Consider the following 15,415-nt stretch of genomic DNA (forward strand, 5'->3'; position numbering starts at 1 on the left):
CCGGCCCTCGTAGCTCAGGGGATAGAGCACCGCTCTCCTAAAGCGGGTGTCGCAGGTTCGAATCCTGCCGAGGGCACAAACCTGCGACAGGTTTCCGCAGTTCAGCGGCTTCGCCCTTGCGATCCTGACGAGCCTGAATTACAAAACCGCAGGTCAGTCGCATTGGCCCGTGTGCCGTATAGGGCACAGCGAACATGGGAACGCGCGCCCAACGGAGAAATGGTCATGCCCGACCACCGACTTCGGGGACGCCCCGCACGGTCCTGCCGTAGCCCTGAGGTGTGATGCATCTTCGCGGTCGGAGTCTCGTCAGACAACACAACAGCAGGCTGGCACCGCTGCCCGTGACGCGCGTCCGCAGCAACGCCCGGCCGTGGCGGGCGTTGGCGCCGTATCCGATGCGGGTTGCGACTGCGGTCAGAGCGGCCGGGTCATCTGCCTGCTCTCGACGACCTCGGCGACGACGACTGGACGGTCAATGATGCAGCACAGCGCGTTTCCGACACGCCTGTGGGATTCGAGACCAGCCACACCGGCCGGGGAACTGCGCCCCCGAATGTGGTCGTTCCTTGCGCACCACAAGCCGCATCCCCGGCGGCCAGGGCCCTGGCGATGCCCTGAACCGCCGATACATCCATCAGCATTTGAGTCCTCCCCCTGCTCCGGCGCGTCCTGCACCGTCTGTTCGTCGATGTGGCGAGCCGGTTCGAAACTTGCTCTGCTACAGCATTCGACGTGGCGCGCTGTTGTTCGGTTCCACCGGGTCAGATTCTCGTGTTCGGAGCGTGTCCGCGGTCGAGCAGACCGGAGACGAACAATGGCCCCAGAGGCTCTTGAAACGACGATGGTCGTGGGCTGTGCCGGGAACGTGTCCGCGGCGGCAGCCCACGACCGATAGTCATCACGTCATTGTCGGAAACTCAGTCGTTGAGCATTGGCTCCCACTTCGAGTAGGACTCGAAGTCATGGAAGTGGCGTGAATACAAGTCACCGCCCTCGGACAGGTCGTCGATCAATGCGGCCACGACGTCGATCACTGCCGTCGGAGTGACGGTTACGTTGTAGCCGGCTTCGTTTTTGTAGGTCTCCGCGTCGCTCCGGAAGTTCTTCTCGGCGAGTTCTCGCGCTTCCGCTTCGGTGTCCGCGTACAGAAGGGTCACATCCTCCCTATACAGGGGCACGTAGTCCGGAGCGTCGGAGGTGAACTTGAACAGTGTGATGGCGATGTATGGGCTCTTGGCCACTAACGCACTCCTTACCTTACTTCTTGAAACGACTGTCGTTCAGCAGCTTCCAACCCTTTTTCTGGACCGCACTGCTGCCGCCTTTGATGTCGCCCAGGCACGATGGCAAGCGGCACCGCAAGACGACGGCACCACCACCTATAGCTGATATTCGGCTTCGATCACCAACCGCCCGGCCGAAAACCGCAGGTCATCACCGTTCTCATGTTCGACACGCCCCGCCGAGGGCACAATCCTGCGAAGCGTTTCCGACCGAACTTGCCGAGGGCAGGCTCGAGGATGTCACTGTGCCGAAGCCGTATCCGAAAAGAGTTCCGCGATGACGTGGTCTTGGTTACCCGTAACCGTGAGGACGGCGTGACGTTCGACCGGTTCGCGGCCGATTTTCGGGGTCCACCCGGCGATATTGTCGAAATGGATGCGACAAGCCGATATCGGTGCTGGAGAAAAGCCGGGCCGCGGCACGACCGGCGAGTCGGCGGAACTGCGGGAACTGCGTCACCGTGACCGTCTTCTGGAGCAAGAAAACGAGGTGCTGCGCCGCACACCGCCGCCGTCCCGGCCATCGGCCGGTGGGTACTCGGCCACTACCGCCCTCACGGCGGCTACAGCTTCGAATCGCCGAGGAATCGAACGACGTCGCCCACGAAACGTGGATGCGAGACGGTGCCGATATGGCCGGTGCGCGGGTACAGGATCAGACGCGCGTCCGGGATGCCGTCGGCGGTGTGCCGGAAGGTCTCGGTGCTGTAGGAGCCATCGCGGTCGCCGCCGACGATCAAGGTGGGCACCGTGATCTCGCCGAGCCTTCCGGTGAGATCGAAACCGCCCTCGGCCACCAAGAAGTGGTGGGTGTCGGCCGGTACCTTCGGCCGAACCAGTGGATCGGCCAGCCACATCGCTGCCCCGGCCAGCCGGGCGCCTACCGGATTGGCGACGGTGGCCGGCGCCAAGTGGTGTAGCCCGCGCCTACCCGCCAGTATTGCCTCCGCATAGCGGCGCTGACCGGTCCGCAGAACCGGATCCAACCGGCACGCCGCTGACACCACAACGAGTTTGCGCACCACATCGGGATGATCGGCGGCCAGCTGCAGGGCTATCGAACCGCCGGAGGACACACCGAGGACATCAACCGGTTCGCCGAATTGGGCGTGCAAAGCGTCTGCATGCTCGTCGCCGAGACCGGACATGGTGGCACCAGCCGCTGTACCCGGCGCCCGGCCCACCACATACACCCGGAAATGCCGGGCAAGACCGGCCAGCTTTTTCAGTTCCGAGGACCGCATCCGCCCGGTCGGGTTGGCATGATCGGGGGTGAACCAGCGCAGAAACACCAGCGGCCGGCCACTACCGAACGCCAGATACGGCATGCCGTGCCGCAGCGAACCTTCGGTCACCGCGGCCACCTCGCCGCCACTGTTCATCATCGCTCCGATCGCTGTCCCATCACCAACGGTGCCGACGCTAATCGAGGCAATGCGGTCAGGCGATGACCTCGGAGGTCATGGACTCGCGGTGCCGCCGAACGCCGAACCGGGAGCGCGCGCGACCACCAGCAGTGCGGCGAACACGATGGCGCCTGCCGCCTGGTATCCGATCCAGACCTCACCGGCGGCATTGCTGCCCTGCCATGCGAGAAGCAGGCCGGCGATTGTCGCCAGCACCCAGCCGGTGTCGTAGGTAACCATGAGTCGCGTATAGGTGCGCACCGGACGGCTGCGGACGTACCCGATCTCGATTCCGCCGCAGATCAGCAGGGCAGCTGCGCAGGCAATCATCAGCCAGGCTTCAACGCCGAGCCGATGGCCGAGTGCTGCGGCGCCAGCGGTGTAGATGACCGCGAGGAACACCTTGGTACAGGCGTCCGCGATGATTCCCGCCACTTGGCGAGGGGATGTTGTTGTCATGACAGGTTGGACTCGATTCCATCGAGCACGCAGGTCAGACCGAATTCGAATTGCCATGCGGCGCCGTCGTCGTTGGATCCGTCGACCAGGTAGTCCGACAGCGCCGGATAGCGGCCGGAGCTGGTGAGCTCGGCCATATACGGGTGATACGCGCTGCGAACATCGTCGTCGGAGTCCCAGCCACGCCGGTCCATCAGCAGCCGCTGCGCCACCTCGGCCGCGGCCGCGCCATGAGTGAAAGCGGTGACCGTCGCGAGGATTGCCATCTTCGTATCGACGTCGACGCTCAGGGGCTTCATCGCCGCAAGTGCCTGCTCAGCGATGTCGGCCATACGCGGAGTCAGGACTCCTGGTAGCCGGGCATATATCTGGACCAGCCAGGGATGGCAGAGGGTAACCTCGCGGATCTGCCTTGCGTAGGCGCGCAGCACCTGTTCCCATCCCGTCGATGGTGATGGCAGCGCGAGGTCGGCGTGCACCATATCGATCATCAGCTCGAACAGGTCGTCCTTGCTCGAGATATAGCGGTAGGGGGCCATCGTCGGCACGCCGAGCTGTTCGGCCAGCTGACGCATGGACACTCCTGCCAAGCCCGTACTGTCGGCGAGCTCGATTGCCGTCAGCGCGATCCGATCATGGCTCAGGGGCACACGAGGCGAGGCCGGCGGTTGCTCGCCGAGCCGTTCCCAGATGGTGCCGCCACCGGTGTGCTTGCTCCCGGATCTGTCACTCACACCTGCCACGGACTGCCCTCTCGGTTGATGTGTTGCCGATCCTAACATCGTTTCGTACAACGTACCTCTAGAGATACATTGTACGAACACGAATACACCGTACATCGGAGTTGGACATGTCTGTCGAACCACGCGAAGAGGCCCCTACCTCGCAGGAACCGTCGCCACGGCGCGGGATCTATGCGGCGATGAGCGGCCTCGTCATCGCGTTTTTGGTGGCGAACCTCGACTTCACCATTGTCGCCACCACACTTCCGACCATCGCGCAGGAGCTCGGCGGTTTCGCCGATCTATCGCTGGTGGTGACGGCATTCGCGGTGGCCACCGCCGTAACGACACCGATCTGGGGAAAGCTGGGGGATCTGTTCGACCGAAAAAAGCTCTTCCTGGCATCATTTTCGCTGTTCCTCGCCGGATCGGCGTTGTGCGGCGCCGCGCAAACCCTGGCCCAGCTGATCGCATTCCGTGCCGTACAGGGGCTCGGCGCGGGCGGGCTCCTGGTCGGCGGCATCGCGATCGTCGGTGAATTGGTAGCACCCCGGCAGCGGGCGAAGTATCAGGGCCTGATGGCGATAATCATGCCGTTGGCCATCCTCGCCGGGCCGGTGATCGGTGGCCTGTGCGCCGACCGAATCGGATGGCGTTGGGCCTTCTACCTGAATCTACCGCTGGGTGCAGTAGCGCTGGTCCTGCTGGTGACACAACTGAAACTGCCACCACGGACACCGGATCGCCGAAAAGTCGACGTGGTCGGCATGCTGGTGCTCGCGGTCGGGATCATCGCGCTCACCGTGCTGACGACAGCCGTCCGTGACGGGATTTCCTCGGTGGTGATCGCCTCGGCAGTCGCCGTATGTCTCTCCGGCGGTGTCTTCTTCACCTGGGAGCGACGCGCGGCCGAACCGGTGGTGCCGCTCACCTTGTTCAGGAGCCGAAACTACAGTCTCGCCGCGCTACTCGGCTTCCTCAGCGGCGTGGTGATGTTCGGCGCGGTGACGTTTCTGCCGTTGTATCAGCAAGTCGTCCAAGGGGCGTCGGCTACCAACAGCGGCCTACTGCTCCTACCACTGCTGGGCGGGATGCTGGTAACCGCACCGCTGGTCGGTGTCCTGGTGTCACGAACCGGAAGATTCCGTGCCTACCCGATCGGCGGGGGTGTGGTGATGACGGCGGGGTCGATGCTGCTTGCCGGGATCGGCGTGGACACCTCCCAGCTCCTCGTTGTCACCGGGATGATCGCCGTGGGTGTCGGCATGGGATGTTTCATGCAGCTGACCGTGGTCATCGCCCAGAACAGCGTGGCAGTCAGCGATATCGGCGCAGCGAGCGCGACAGCCATGCTCGCCAGGAACCTGGGCAATTCACTAGGCGTTTCACTGCTCGGCGCGGTATACACCTGGCAGCTGACCCGGTCCCTCAGCGGAACGCACTGGACTGGAGCGTCGTTCGGCGAAGCGGCCGTGCACAACGATGTCGCAGTCCTGCCCGGGCAGATGCGGGAGGCGGCGCGCGCGGCCGTCGCCACGGGAGTCGCCGATACGTTTCTTGTCGCGGGCATCTGTTCCGCGGTCATCGTCTGCCTCGCTGCATTCCTCCGCGACACGCCACTCACCCAACAGCACTGATACAAAGTCGAAGGAGAAGTCGTGAACCAGACGAAATACTCACTCCAGGATCTGGCGGGCTCCGACATGATGGTGACCATCGATCGTCATCACGTGGACAGCCCGCCACAGATCTCCACGACCGCACAGCAGGTGATGGCGTCATGGCACGACCGACCGGACGGGCTGCTTTCGCTGATGTGCCTGGTGAACATGAGTGGTGATTCAGTGATCGCCTACCGGCAGTGGAGTGCTGCCGAAGCCGAGCCGCCACAGGGTGATTCATGGCCGCGCGAAGCCGATACCTACAGACTGCGGCACAGCTCGGTTTTCGACGACGTCCGGCCGATCGGCTGTGTAGTGGTGAGCACCTTCGATTTCCGGTCTTCCGAAGACGGCCGTCAGTGGACCGACCTGATGAGTGAGGCCCTGCAGTCGCATCAGCTTCCTATTCCTGGACTACTCGGGCAGTTCCTGCATGTCCGCGGTGCGAGCGTCCTGAACTGCTCCGCATGGGCCGACGTCGCCGACCACGTCACCTTTGTGAATACACCGTTCACAGGAGACCGATGGCAGAAGATTCAGAACTTTCCCGGGCTCGTCCACGGTCCAGGCGCCAGGTGCCGAATCCATGCAGCCCGACGGCGGTAGCTAAAGATCGGACAGCTGTGATCGCCCGATGATCATGGCGGCAAGCGTGACAACGTTACGGCTCTGAGTCCTGTCACTTATGACGGTGCCGGTGGCGCGCACGCGGCAGGATCCCTCGATGTCTGCGCCGGCGATGCCGCAGCTCCTCGTCCGGGTAGGGGCTGGCCTGTGAGAGGGCTTCCCGCCGGGAGGCATTCCCCACGTCCCCACGGTCCTGGCTGCAGCCGGGTGCCTGTCGGGTTGGTGCAACACCCGATCTCCATGGTTGTGCGGATGCGTCTGCGGGGAATTTCCTCGCAGCGGGACTCGGTTGACCGCGGAGTCGGTTGTGCTCGTCGGATACCCCGTGAACCACCAGCCGGCCCGACCAGAAGGCAGAGAATGAAATTCGCCGTCAGCTACAGCACCGCCCACCTCGGGACCGATCCCGATCAGATCGCGGACTACGCGCGGCACGCCGAAGCGTGCGGGTTCGAAGGGCTGTATCTGCCCGAGCACCTGGTCTTGCATCCGGGAGCGCAGCTACACGGTTTCGAGGTTCCGCCCACGCTGCCGTTCCTCGACCCGCTCGACACGCTCGCCTACGTCGCGGCGGCCACCGATCGGCTCCTTCTGGGCACCGGCGTCCTGCTGCTGCCCTACCGACACCCCGTCGTCCTGGCCAAACAGCTGGCCACCATCGACGTCTTGTCCAAGGGACGGATGCGATTGCTGACCGTGGGGCTGGGATCTCTCCCAGTCGAGGCCACGGCCACTGGAGTCGACTACCGGACCCGGGGCCGGAGGGCTGATGAGGCCATCGAAATCTTGAGGCTGCTGTGGTCCGGTAACGAAGAGGGCGTGTCCTTCCACGGCGAGTTCTTCGCCTTCGACAACCTCGTCCAGTTCCCGCAGCCCTATCGCGACACCACGCTTCCGATTCATATCGGCGGCTCGAGCCGCGCGGCGGCACGGCGCACCGGATTGCGGGGCGATGGATACTTCGCCGGGGGTGCCCTGCTCCCGGACGAGCGCATGTCCCAGTGGGAGCTGGCGCGGGTGACCGCCACCGAAGCCGGACGCGACCCCGAACGCCTCGAGTACACCCGCTGGAGCGGATTCGACATGACCGACGAGCGGCTCGCCGCCTTCACCGCGCAGGGCGTGGACCGGGTGGTGATGAGCGCCGGCTCCCCCGACCCGAACGAGCAGCGCGACGAACTATCCCGATTCGCCGAACGGTTCCTCACCATTCGTCAATGAGGTCGGCAGCGCCTTCGCCGCTGTGAAAGGTTTCGACGGCGGCGTCGGCTCGCTCCAGACTCCCGACAACACCGAGAGCGCGAATATCGCCGGCTCGGGGTGCGACGCAGTGCCCGGAATCCAGCGGGTATCTCGCCTGTTTGTCGGGTCTAGAGATCATCGGGCAACAGGCGGAACGCGGCATCACCGGTAAGCGGGCTGATTGCGCGGAAATCACGTCGGTCGAGTGTCAATACCGCCACGGTTTCGTATCGTTCCGCCAATGAAACATTGGTAGCGTCTGTGAGATCCAGGTGCAAGGCCAGGTACTTGTTCTGCACCCTGCGCGCGACCCGCAACAAGTCCGCCGAGACCGTTGGTACTTCGATGCGTCCGGTGCGCTCCTGCGCCAATAACCAATCATTAACCGCATATGCGGCTCGACGATCGAGATTTCGGGTGGTGATGTGTTCGACTTCGAGCAATACGAGTGGGGAGACGATGGTCAGCGCCGCCTGCTGTAGCGCTGCGCGCGCGCGGACGTGCTCGGGATCCGCGGAGTTGATAGCGGCGACCAGACCTGAGGTGTCGCCGATCACGATCATCCAGCATCGGATTCGGTGTTGATGATCGCTTCTCGCACAGTGCTATCGATTTCATCCGCCGACACCGCATGCCCGTAGTCGAGTACGGGAATATCCCACTCCTCATCCCATCGGCGAGTGCGTATCGCGGCCAGATGAAAAGCTTCACGAAAATACTCGGACTCCGGCCGCCCTTCACGTGCCGCGGCCATCTTCACCAGCTCGAGGTCGGCCTCGTCGACCATGACCGTCGTCTTCTTCAGGCCCATAAGGTTATGGTACCCGCACCATAACATTGTGGGGCGCGCCCCAAATCAGCCGCGCTCCTCAGATCCGATATAAACCGCCTTCTCCCCATTGGTCACGGAACGAGTATTCGAGCGGTCGTCACCGCACAGAGTTATGGGTGGTCGGAACCACCGTCGTCGTCCCGGCCCGGCTGGGGCCAGAACACTGCCCAGAGCAGTACGCCCAGCGGCAACCCCACCGCCACCGCCAGGCCGAGCGCGGTTACCACCGTCGGTCCATATCGACGATCGGCCACCGGTACCCGCGCGGATACACCTGCATCGGGGTCGCCAGCGCCGCCCGTTCGGTGATCATGTTCCGCACCGGGTCAGCGTGCTCGAACGACGGCACGATCACGGCGATGGCGTTGTGCTCCACCAGAGCGCCGGTCAGGATGAGCGCGGTCGCCAGTGGCCCGCAGTCCAGATACACGGTGTGCACCAGGCGGTAGCCGTAGCGCTGCGCCACCTGGTGGATATCTATTCCGTTGCCGTGCGCGTCCTTGCGAATCAGGCCGATCGCCTTCGGTGTCTCGCTCTGCATCGTGGGTCCCCTGTCGTATCCCCGGCTGGTAGGCACCCGCCGCCGAGGGCTCGACCACTCGGCGGCGGGGCTGTGCAGAGCGTCATGCCGAGACGAGCGGAAATTGTTCCCGGAGGGAACATCTGGGTCCGCGTCCGGTCGCCAGGACGTCGCCTGAGACATAGGGGACAATGCACTCGAGGCGTGGGTACTCGACAGGGAAAGCGCAGGTGCGCGGCATGACCGACGAACCGGACACCTACATAGGGCAACGGGTGCGCCAGATCCGGGCGCGGCGCGGAATCTCACAGCAGGTGCTTGCCGACCGCGCAGGTATCGGCCGCTCGGTGCTGGCCAAGTACGAGACCGGGCTACGGCCGGTCGACTCCCGGCGCACCCTGTTGGCGCTGGCCGGCGCACTCGGCTGCACACTCGGCGACCTCACCGGCGACGAGGACCGGATAGACCCGTCCACCAGCGCATTTCACCGGTCGGTCCCCGATATCGAAACCGCGCTGTGGACACAGGGCAATATCACCGACACCCGCCCGCCACGCACCCTGGACGAACTGACGGAGGCGGTCGAACTGGCGTCGCGGCTGCGCCATGCCGGGGACTATGCGGCGCTGGGTCCGCTGCTGCCCGATCTGTTGACCGATGCATACAGGCTGACCGGCGACGGCAGCACGGCGGCGTGGGACCTGCTGGCGACCACCACCTATGGGGTGTCCTCTGCGCTCCGACAGCGTGGCCATGATGCCCTGGCGTGGACGGCCGTGCGGGAATCCGAGCGGGCCGCCGAGCGCGCCGATTCACTGGCCCCGGTCGCCGCCGCGCAGTTCCTCAAGAGTCAGATTCTGGCGGCGCGCCCCGGTGCACTCGCAGCGTCCCTGACAACTGCGAGCGGGGCGGCCGACCGGCTGACCACCGACGCGCGCACGCGCGGGGAGCTGGAGACGGTCGGGATGGCACGCCTACAGGCCGGGTTCGCGGAGACCCTGGCCGGAGCAGATGCGGCATCACATCTCGAGGAGGCGGCGGAACTGGCGGAGCGGCTGGCCGACGCACCGTCGGGACCGAGTACCGCGCGCAATCGCACGTTCGGTCCGGCCAACGTTGCGCTGTGGCAAATGAGTTCGGCCGTCGAGCGGCGGGAGCCCGCCGAAGCGCTGCGGATCGCGGAGACCCTGACTCCGGCCGACCTCCCGAACGGAGTCCGCCACGCTCAGTTCTTCGTCGAACTGGGCCGTGCGCACGCGATGAAGCGCGATCACCGTGCGGCATTGAACGCGCTGCTGCGGGGAGAGCACGCCGCGCCTCAACACGTGCGCGGGATGGCGCCGGTGCGTGAGCTGGTGGGCTCGATGCTGCGCCAGGCTCAGCGCGATCTCACCACGGGGGACCTGGGACGGCTGGCGCAGCGCGTAGGCGTAGTGCCCTGACCAAGTGCCGGCCGCCGCGTCACGTAGAAAACGGTAATTCCGACGCGGCGAGTGCGGACGAGGTGAGGATGCGGGCTGAGCCTGCCGGTCCTGACGGCGGCCGCGGTCACCGGCACCAACGCGGAGAACGCCGGCCTCGGCTCGGCGTTGTTCAGCTCTGTGCAGCAGCTCGGTGGCGCGATCGGCGTCGCGGCCCTGGTCACAGTGGCCGAACGCCACGGTGGCGCCTCGGCCGGTTCCGCTGATTCGGCGGGCTTTTCCTTCGCGCTCACGATCGCGGCCGTCATCCTCGTCCTCGGCGCCGTCCTCATAGCTGCCCTGCTGCGAACAGACCGCCCGACCCCAGCCGCCGCCTCGACCGACGACCGGATATCGACAGCCGACCAGGGCTGACCCTCGACAGACGCCACGATCGCTCGGGCCGAGCAGCCCATGGCCAGGCCCGGCTGGAGAATTCCGCCATCCTGATTACCTGGACGATGACCATCGTCGGGAATTCTTCCCGCCGCTGGTAGTTCGGCTCCGGATACATACAATTTCGGAAATTGCCTTGTAGTGCAGCGAAAGAGAGAAGCTCGGTGTCCATTCCCAAGAGAAGTGCCCGGCGGTTATCGATCGTGGGCGCGGCGATGTCCGGTCTCGCGGCCATGGCGGTATCGACGACCGTCGGCGCGGGGCCCGCTCGGGCGCTGCCGCCCGGTGACGCGTTCTGCACACAGGTCCCGGTCGACAGCCGTGTCGATCTCGAATGCACGAATACCGATGTGGGCCCGGCAACCGCCGGAGCATTTGTACTGTGCAGCGACCTCCGCCCGCTGACCCAGGAGGCACGGATCCGCCCCGAATCCACAATCCGGTTGAGCCTGGACTGCGGACCCGGCGCACACCCGCTCTCGTGGAACGTGAACGCCAAAACCGACTATCAGAGCGACCGCGAACGCGACAGAGAGATCGACCACGAACGCCGCTCCGGCCACGATCACATCATCTGACGCCAGAGTTCGGATACCGAGCGCCCGAACCGTCGGTAATCGCCCCCGCGAGGGCGGTTACCGACGCGCCCACGGCCGGAATTCCTTTCCGGCCGAAGTTCGAATTCCCCAGGTGACGCCGTCGGCTGTTCTTCGGTGTGTTCGCTCATCGCTCCGGCGCGACACGAATCCCGGCGTCCTACAGCCCAATGCACGCCCCGGAACTCCGTCCGCACAGATGCCCAGCTCCGCCGCCGGATCTGTGGTGGTGGCCTTTCCCCTGGACTGCAGGCGATCAGCGCCGCCTGCTGCAGCGCTGCGCGCGCAGACGGACTCGGAATCCGCGGAGTCGGAAGCGGCGGCCAGACCTGAGATGACAGAAATTCCTGTCATCTCAGGAAGTAATCTTGTATGCTTCGAGGTATGTCGTCAGAAGAAGTTGAGCTCGGCTTCGCCGATGCAGTGGGCCGGCACTTCGCGCGCCAGAACGGCCTGCCGCCGATGACCGGGCGAGTGGTCGGGTGGCTGTTGATCTGCGATCCGGCGCAGCAGACCATCGCGGAGATGAGCGAGGGGTTGCACGTGAGTCGCAGCGCGGTAGCCGGCGCCGTCACCCAACTCGAGGAGTGGTCGTGGATCCAGCGTTCCCGCGCCGCCGGGGAGAGAGGCGACCGCGTCGAACTCGATTCCGCGATCTGGGTGCGGCTACTCGACAAGACCGAGGGCCATCGGTCGCTCGCGAGCTTGGCCCAGCGGGGCCTCGATCTCCTGGATGGTGCGCCGGATACCCGGCGATCCCGCCTGCTGGAGGCGGCCGCATTCGCCGATTTCCTCACCGAGCGGATGCCTGCGATCGCCGCCGAATGGGCCGCGCGCCGTAACGAGCTTCGCGCTACGCGCGACCTGCCCGGCGCCGAGACAGCAACTCACGCCTAGCACCTCCCTGTGAGCCGGTTGACGGTCCCTTCGGCGACCGGCGGCGCGAGCAGCAGGCAAACCACCTGAACATCTCACCAACGGGCTCGTGCCGCGGGCCCGCGATTCCTGCTGCCCTGACCCGGGCTCGCGACCGCCGCGGACCGGCAGACACCTCACGAAAAGGATCCACCTGATGAGTTTCGATATCGCCCGATGGCAGACCCGTCTCGACGAGCTCCGCGCCGCGCACCATGTACCCGGCGCATCACTGGCCGTGCTGGAAGGTGGCATCATCCACGAACTGGCCAGCGGAGTGCTGCATCGCGGCACCGGTGTCGAGGTCACGACCGACTCGGTGTTCCTGGCCGGATCGCTGGCAAAGCCCTATACCGCGACGCTGATCATGCAGCTGGTCGACGCCGGCCACCTGGACCTCGACGCCGCGGTGGTGGACGTACTGCCGGAGTTCGCCACTCCGGACCCGGCAGCCACCAAGGCCATAACCATCAGGCAGTTGCTCTCGCACACCGGCGGCGTCACCAACGACTTCATGTACGACAGCGGGCGCGGCGATGACTGCATCGCCGAGTATGTGCAGGCCGCACGGGAGGTCCCGCTGGATCTGCCTCCGGGCCGGGCATTCTCCTACGGCAGCCTCGGATACGTCGTGCTCGGCCGCGTCATCGAGGTGCTGACCGGCAAGACCTGGGATCAGGCGTTGAAGGACATGCTGTTCACCCCGCTGGGCCTGGAGCATTCGATGACACTGCCGGAGGAGGCGCTGCGCTTCCGGGTGGCCATGGGTCATATGGGGGAACCGGGCCGAGATCCCGAACCGGCACCGGTATGGGACATGATGCCGCGCTCGACGTCGCCGGCCGCGCGGGTCATCGTCTCCGCCGGGGACGTCGCCCGATTCGCCGAGATGCACCTCGACGGCGGACTCGCCCCCGATGGCACCCGCATCTTGTCCGCGGACGCAGTCGCCGTCATGCAACACCATGAGGTCGAGACCCCGGACAAGTGGACTGTCTCCGCCGACGCCTGGGGTTCGGGTTGGACGCTGCACAATTGGAACGGGGTCTTCGGTTTCGGTCACGACGGCAGTGCCGTCACACAGCACAGCTACCTGCGCGTCATCCCGCACGCCGGTGTGGCCATAGCCCTGCTCACCAATGGAGGTGGCTTCGTCCGCCTCTATGACACCCTCTTCCGGGAACTGCTGGCAGAACTGACCGGGGCGCAGATGCCGCCGCTGTTCGCCGCGCCGGCGACCCCGCCCGTGGTCGACCTCGCACCGTTGCTGGGCGAATACGAGCGCGAGGGCGTTCGCACCACCATCACCCCAAGCGGCCACGGCCGCGCGCACATTCGATACGAGTTCACCGGCAGCATGGCCCACCTGTCGCCGCCGCTGGAGGCCGACATGGTGCCGGTGTCGGACACGGTGTTCGCCGCCGAGTTCGGTCTCGGCGGCGAGGACTACACCCCCGTGGTCTTCTCCACCATGACCGACGGTTCCCCATGTGTGTACGTCAGCATGCGTGCCACCCCCAAGACGGCCTGACTCCGGCCGGGCCATAAGGGAATTCCATGACCCTCCTCGAAATCCGGCGTAAATGGCATCGCCCATTGATGGTCAGTTCGGCCGTGCTGGCCGGGCTCGTGCTCGTATCCGGTCTCGGCCTGCTGGTGGACGACCGCGAATTGCTCGGCGAGTCGATATGGCTGAAGCCACTCAAATTCAGCTTCGCATTCGGCATCTACGCTGCCACCCTGGCATGGCTGCTCGCGAAGCTGGATAGGGGAAGACGCGTGGGCTGGTGGATGGGCGTCGTGTTCGCGGTGTTCGCGGTGATCGAGGTCGGACTCATCACCATCATCGCGGCGCGTGGCTCGTTCAGTCATTTCAATGTCGGTGACGCGGATCCCGTGAATCGGGTGCTTGTTGCGATATTCCAGAACGGTGTACCGGCAATCTTCTTCTCCAACCTGGCCATCGCGGTTGTGGTGCTCATTCAACGCACCTGCGATCAAGCATTGTCCAGGGCGATGCGCGCGGGAATCGTCCTGTCCACAATCGGCACGACCGTGCCGCTCTGGTTGGGCGTCGGCGTCAATGCTCGCGAACGGACAGTCGCCGACGCCGACGGTGCGACGGTGACATTGTTCGGCGCGCACGGCATCGGAGATCCTGACGGCGCCGGCATGCCTATAACCAACTGGAGTACCACCGGCGGCGATATGCGAGTGCCACATTTCATCGGCATGCACGGCATTCACATAATGTTGCTGACCGCTGCCCTGCTGGTCGTACTCGCGACTCGTTACCCATGGTTGCGCGACGAGAGAGTGCGCGCACACCTGATCGGGATCGTCGCGCTCGGCTACATCGGGCTGCTGGCGGGGGTGGCCTGGCAAGCCCGTCGCGGTCAGTCCCTGATCCACCCCGACAGGCCGACCCTCGTCCTCTTCGCTGGGCTGGCACTGGCGACGACAGCCGCGATCGCGAGCTCGATCATCGCCGCCGAGCGACGACCCGCCTCGCCCGGCGCGACCGAATAACGGACGCCCATTCGGCGGCGCGCGACTCGCGCCCGGCGATCGACAGGTCACCCTTGCCACCCAATAGGTCAGAGTACTGGTCGCAATTATGACCGACCGATATCATGTCCACATGGAGATCATCCCCATTACCGAGGCCAAGGCGCGCATTGCCGAGCTCGCCGACCGAGTGGCGCGCGAGCACGATCATTTCACCATCACTCGCAACGGCCGTGCCGACGTGATGCTGATTTCCGTCGCCGAGTACGAGTCGATGCAGGAGACACTGGAGATCCTGAGCGACAGCGACACCATGGCCGACCTCCGCCAGTCCATCGAAGACTTCGCCTCCGGCGACACCTTCGATGTCGATGAGGTCCGCGCTGAGCTGGAAAAGCGCCGTCGCGGTGCCGCGTGACCACAGCACCCGAGCCCTACTCCGTGATCATATCCGCCCAGGCTCGCCGCAACATTTACGAGAACCTGCCCGCTGATGTCGCGTTTGCCGCCATGGAGACTATTACCGGGCCGATCTCCACCAATCCGCACCGAGTAGGCAAGCCCCTGGATGAGCCTTTCGATGGATTCTATTCAGCTAGACGTGGCACCTATCGAATCGTCTACCGCATCAACGAGGACAAGCACGCGGTCGAAATCCACTCGGTTCGGCACAGGCGCGACGCCTACCGCTCGTAGGCCGCCCTTCGTCCATGCGTGAACAGCGCCACCACGTTGTAAATAATGTGGTGGCGCTGCGCTGTTGCGCGTCGTCCAGATCCATTTCC

At 65.0% G+C, this 15,415-nt stretch carries 18 protein-coding genes and 1 tRNA gene; 12 read left to right on the forward strand and 7 right to left on the reverse strand.

Going from position 1 to position 15,415, the window contains the following annotated elements; translation table 11 throughout:
- The first annotated feature begins 3 nt into the window (after positions 1 to 3).
- A tRNA-Arg gene (locus tag OG405_RS22535) sits at positions 4 to 76 on the forward strand.
- Positions 77 to 920: 844 nt separating this feature from the next.
- On the opposite strand, the gene OG405_RS22540 is transcribed toward OG405_RS22535, so the two are convergent.
- From OG405_RS22540 to OG405_RS22555, 4 genes are all read right to left on the reverse strand, one after another.
- Positions 921 to 1,244 carry a DUF4288 domain-containing protein gene (locus OG405_RS22540; RefSeq protein WP_327148449.1) on the reverse strand — a complete coding sequence of 108 codons (324 nt, stop codon included), beginning with the start codon at positions 1,242 to 1,244 and terminating at the stop codon, positions 921 to 923.
- A gap of 605 nt (positions 1,245 to 1,849) precedes the next feature.
- A complete protein-coding gene (locus tag OG405_RS22545) occupies positions 1,850 to 2,671 on the reverse strand; it encodes an alpha/beta fold hydrolase (protein ID WP_327148450.1) in 822 nt (273 codons plus the stop codon).
- A gap of 75 nt (positions 2,672 to 2,746) precedes the next feature.
- Positions 2,747 to 3,127 carry a hypothetical protein gene (locus OG405_RS22550; RefSeq protein WP_327148451.1) on the reverse strand — a complete coding sequence of 127 codons (381 nt, stop codon included), beginning with the start codon at positions 3,125 to 3,127 and terminating at the stop codon, positions 2,747 to 2,749.
- A 20-nt stretch (positions 3,128 to 3,147) separates the two neighbouring features.
- Positions 3,148 to 3,885, reverse strand: a complete 738-nt coding sequence (locus tag OG405_RS22555; protein ID WP_327148452.1) for a TetR/AcrR family transcriptional regulator — start codon at positions 3,883 to 3,885, stop codon at positions 3,148 to 3,150.
- 116 nt (positions 3,886 to 4,001) lie between these two features.
- Between OG405_RS22555 and OG405_RS22560 the strand changes: the two genes are divergently transcribed.
- From OG405_RS22560 to OG405_RS22570, 3 genes are all read left to right on the forward strand, one after another.
- Positions 4,002 to 5,510 carry an MDR family MFS transporter gene (locus tag OG405_RS22560; RefSeq protein ID WP_327148453.1) on the forward strand — a complete coding sequence of 503 codons (1,509 nt, stop codon included), beginning with the start codon at positions 4,002 to 4,004 and terminating at the stop codon, positions 5,508 to 5,510.
- A 21-nt stretch (positions 5,511 to 5,531) separates the two neighbouring features.
- Positions 5,532 to 6,140, forward strand: coding sequence for a hypothetical protein (locus OG405_RS22565; RefSeq protein ID WP_327148454.1), 609 nt, complete (start codon positions 5,532 to 5,534; stop codon positions 6,138 to 6,140).
- 381 nt (positions 6,141 to 6,521) lie between these two features.
- Complete coding sequence (locus tag OG405_RS22570) at positions 6,522 to 7,382, forward strand: TIGR03619 family F420-dependent LLM class oxidoreductase (RefSeq protein ID WP_327148455.1); 861 nt, start codon at positions 6,522 to 6,524, stop codon at positions 7,380 to 7,382.
- Positions 7,383 to 7,531: 149 nt separating this feature from the next.
- Here OG405_RS22570 and OG405_RS22575 read toward each other — a convergent pair whose 3' ends face one another.
- The 3 genes from OG405_RS22575 to OG405_RS22585 all read right to left on the reverse strand — a co-directional run bounded on the left by OG405_RS22575 (position 7,532) and on the right by OG405_RS22585 (position 8,776).
- A complete protein-coding gene (locus OG405_RS22575) occupies positions 7,532 to 7,966 on the reverse strand; it encodes a type II toxin-antitoxin system VapC family toxin (RefSeq protein ID WP_327148456.1) in 435 nt (144 codons plus the stop codon).
- Positions 7,963 to 8,214: a CopG family transcriptional regulator gene (locus OG405_RS22580; protein WP_068048532.1), complete on the reverse strand. Its 252-nt coding sequence runs from the start codon at positions 8,212 to 8,214 to the stop codon at positions 7,963 to 7,965. Before OG405_RS22580 ends, OG405_RS22575 begins: the two co-directional genes overlap by 4 nt.
- Before the next feature lie 241 nt (positions 8,215 to 8,455).
- Positions 8,456 to 8,776, reverse strand: a complete 321-nt coding sequence (locus OG405_RS22585) for a hypothetical protein (RefSeq protein ID WP_327148457.1) — start codon at positions 8,774 to 8,776, stop codon at positions 8,456 to 8,458.
- Between the two features lie 218 nt (positions 8,777 to 8,994).
- On the opposite strand from OG405_RS22585, the gene OG405_RS22590 reads away from it, so the two are divergent.
- The 8 genes from OG405_RS22590 to OG405_RS22625 all read left to right on the forward strand — a co-directional run bounded on the left by OG405_RS22590 (position 8,995) and on the right by OG405_RS22625 (position 15,326).
- Positions 8,995 to 10,197: a helix-turn-helix transcriptional regulator gene (locus OG405_RS22590; protein WP_327148458.1), complete on the forward strand. Its 1,203-nt coding sequence runs from the start codon at positions 8,995 to 8,997 to the stop codon at positions 10,195 to 10,197.
- A 147-nt stretch (positions 10,198 to 10,344) separates the two neighbouring features.
- Positions 10,345 to 10,590 carry a hypothetical protein gene (locus OG405_RS22595; protein ID WP_327148459.1) on the forward strand — a complete coding sequence of 82 codons (246 nt, stop codon included), beginning with the start codon at positions 10,345 to 10,347 and terminating at the stop codon, positions 10,588 to 10,590.
- A 185-nt stretch (positions 10,591 to 10,775) separates the two neighbouring features.
- Positions 10,776 to 11,189: a hypothetical protein gene (locus OG405_RS22600; protein ID WP_327148460.1), complete on the forward strand. Its 414-nt coding sequence runs from the start codon at positions 10,776 to 10,778 to the stop codon at positions 11,187 to 11,189.
- Between the two features lie 402 nt (positions 11,190 to 11,591).
- Positions 11,592 to 12,104, forward strand: coding sequence for a GbsR/MarR family transcriptional regulator (locus tag OG405_RS22605; RefSeq protein ID WP_327148461.1), 513 nt, complete (start codon positions 11,592 to 11,594; stop codon positions 12,102 to 12,104).
- 175 nt (positions 12,105 to 12,279) lie between these two features.
- Positions 12,280 to 13,653 carry a serine hydrolase domain-containing protein gene (locus tag OG405_RS22610; protein WP_327148462.1) on the forward strand — a complete coding sequence of 458 codons (1,374 nt, stop codon included), beginning with the start codon at positions 12,280 to 12,282 and terminating at the stop codon, positions 13,651 to 13,653.
- Positions 13,654 to 13,679: 26 nt separating this feature from the next.
- Positions 13,680 to 14,651, forward strand: a complete 972-nt coding sequence (locus tag OG405_RS22615; protein WP_327148463.1) for a hypothetical protein — start codon at positions 13,680 to 13,682, stop codon at positions 14,649 to 14,651.
- A 112-nt stretch (positions 14,652 to 14,763) separates the two neighbouring features.
- A complete protein-coding gene (locus OG405_RS22620; protein WP_327148464.1) occupies positions 14,764 to 15,048 on the forward strand; it encodes a type II toxin-antitoxin system Phd/YefM family antitoxin in 285 nt (94 codons plus the stop codon).
- Positions 15,045 to 15,326 carry a type II toxin-antitoxin system RelE family toxin gene (locus tag OG405_RS22625; RefSeq protein ID WP_327148465.1) on the forward strand — a complete coding sequence of 94 codons (282 nt, stop codon included), beginning with the start codon at positions 15,045 to 15,047 and terminating at the stop codon, positions 15,324 to 15,326. The genes OG405_RS22620 and OG405_RS22625 overlap by 4 nt, the downstream gene beginning before the upstream one ends.
- Positions 15,327 to 15,415 lie beyond the last annotated feature (89 nt).

The organism is Nocardia sp. NBC_01329, assembly GCF_035956715.1.
Classification (GTDB): domain Bacteria; phylum Actinomycetota; class Actinomycetes; order Mycobacteriales; family Mycobacteriaceae; genus Nocardia.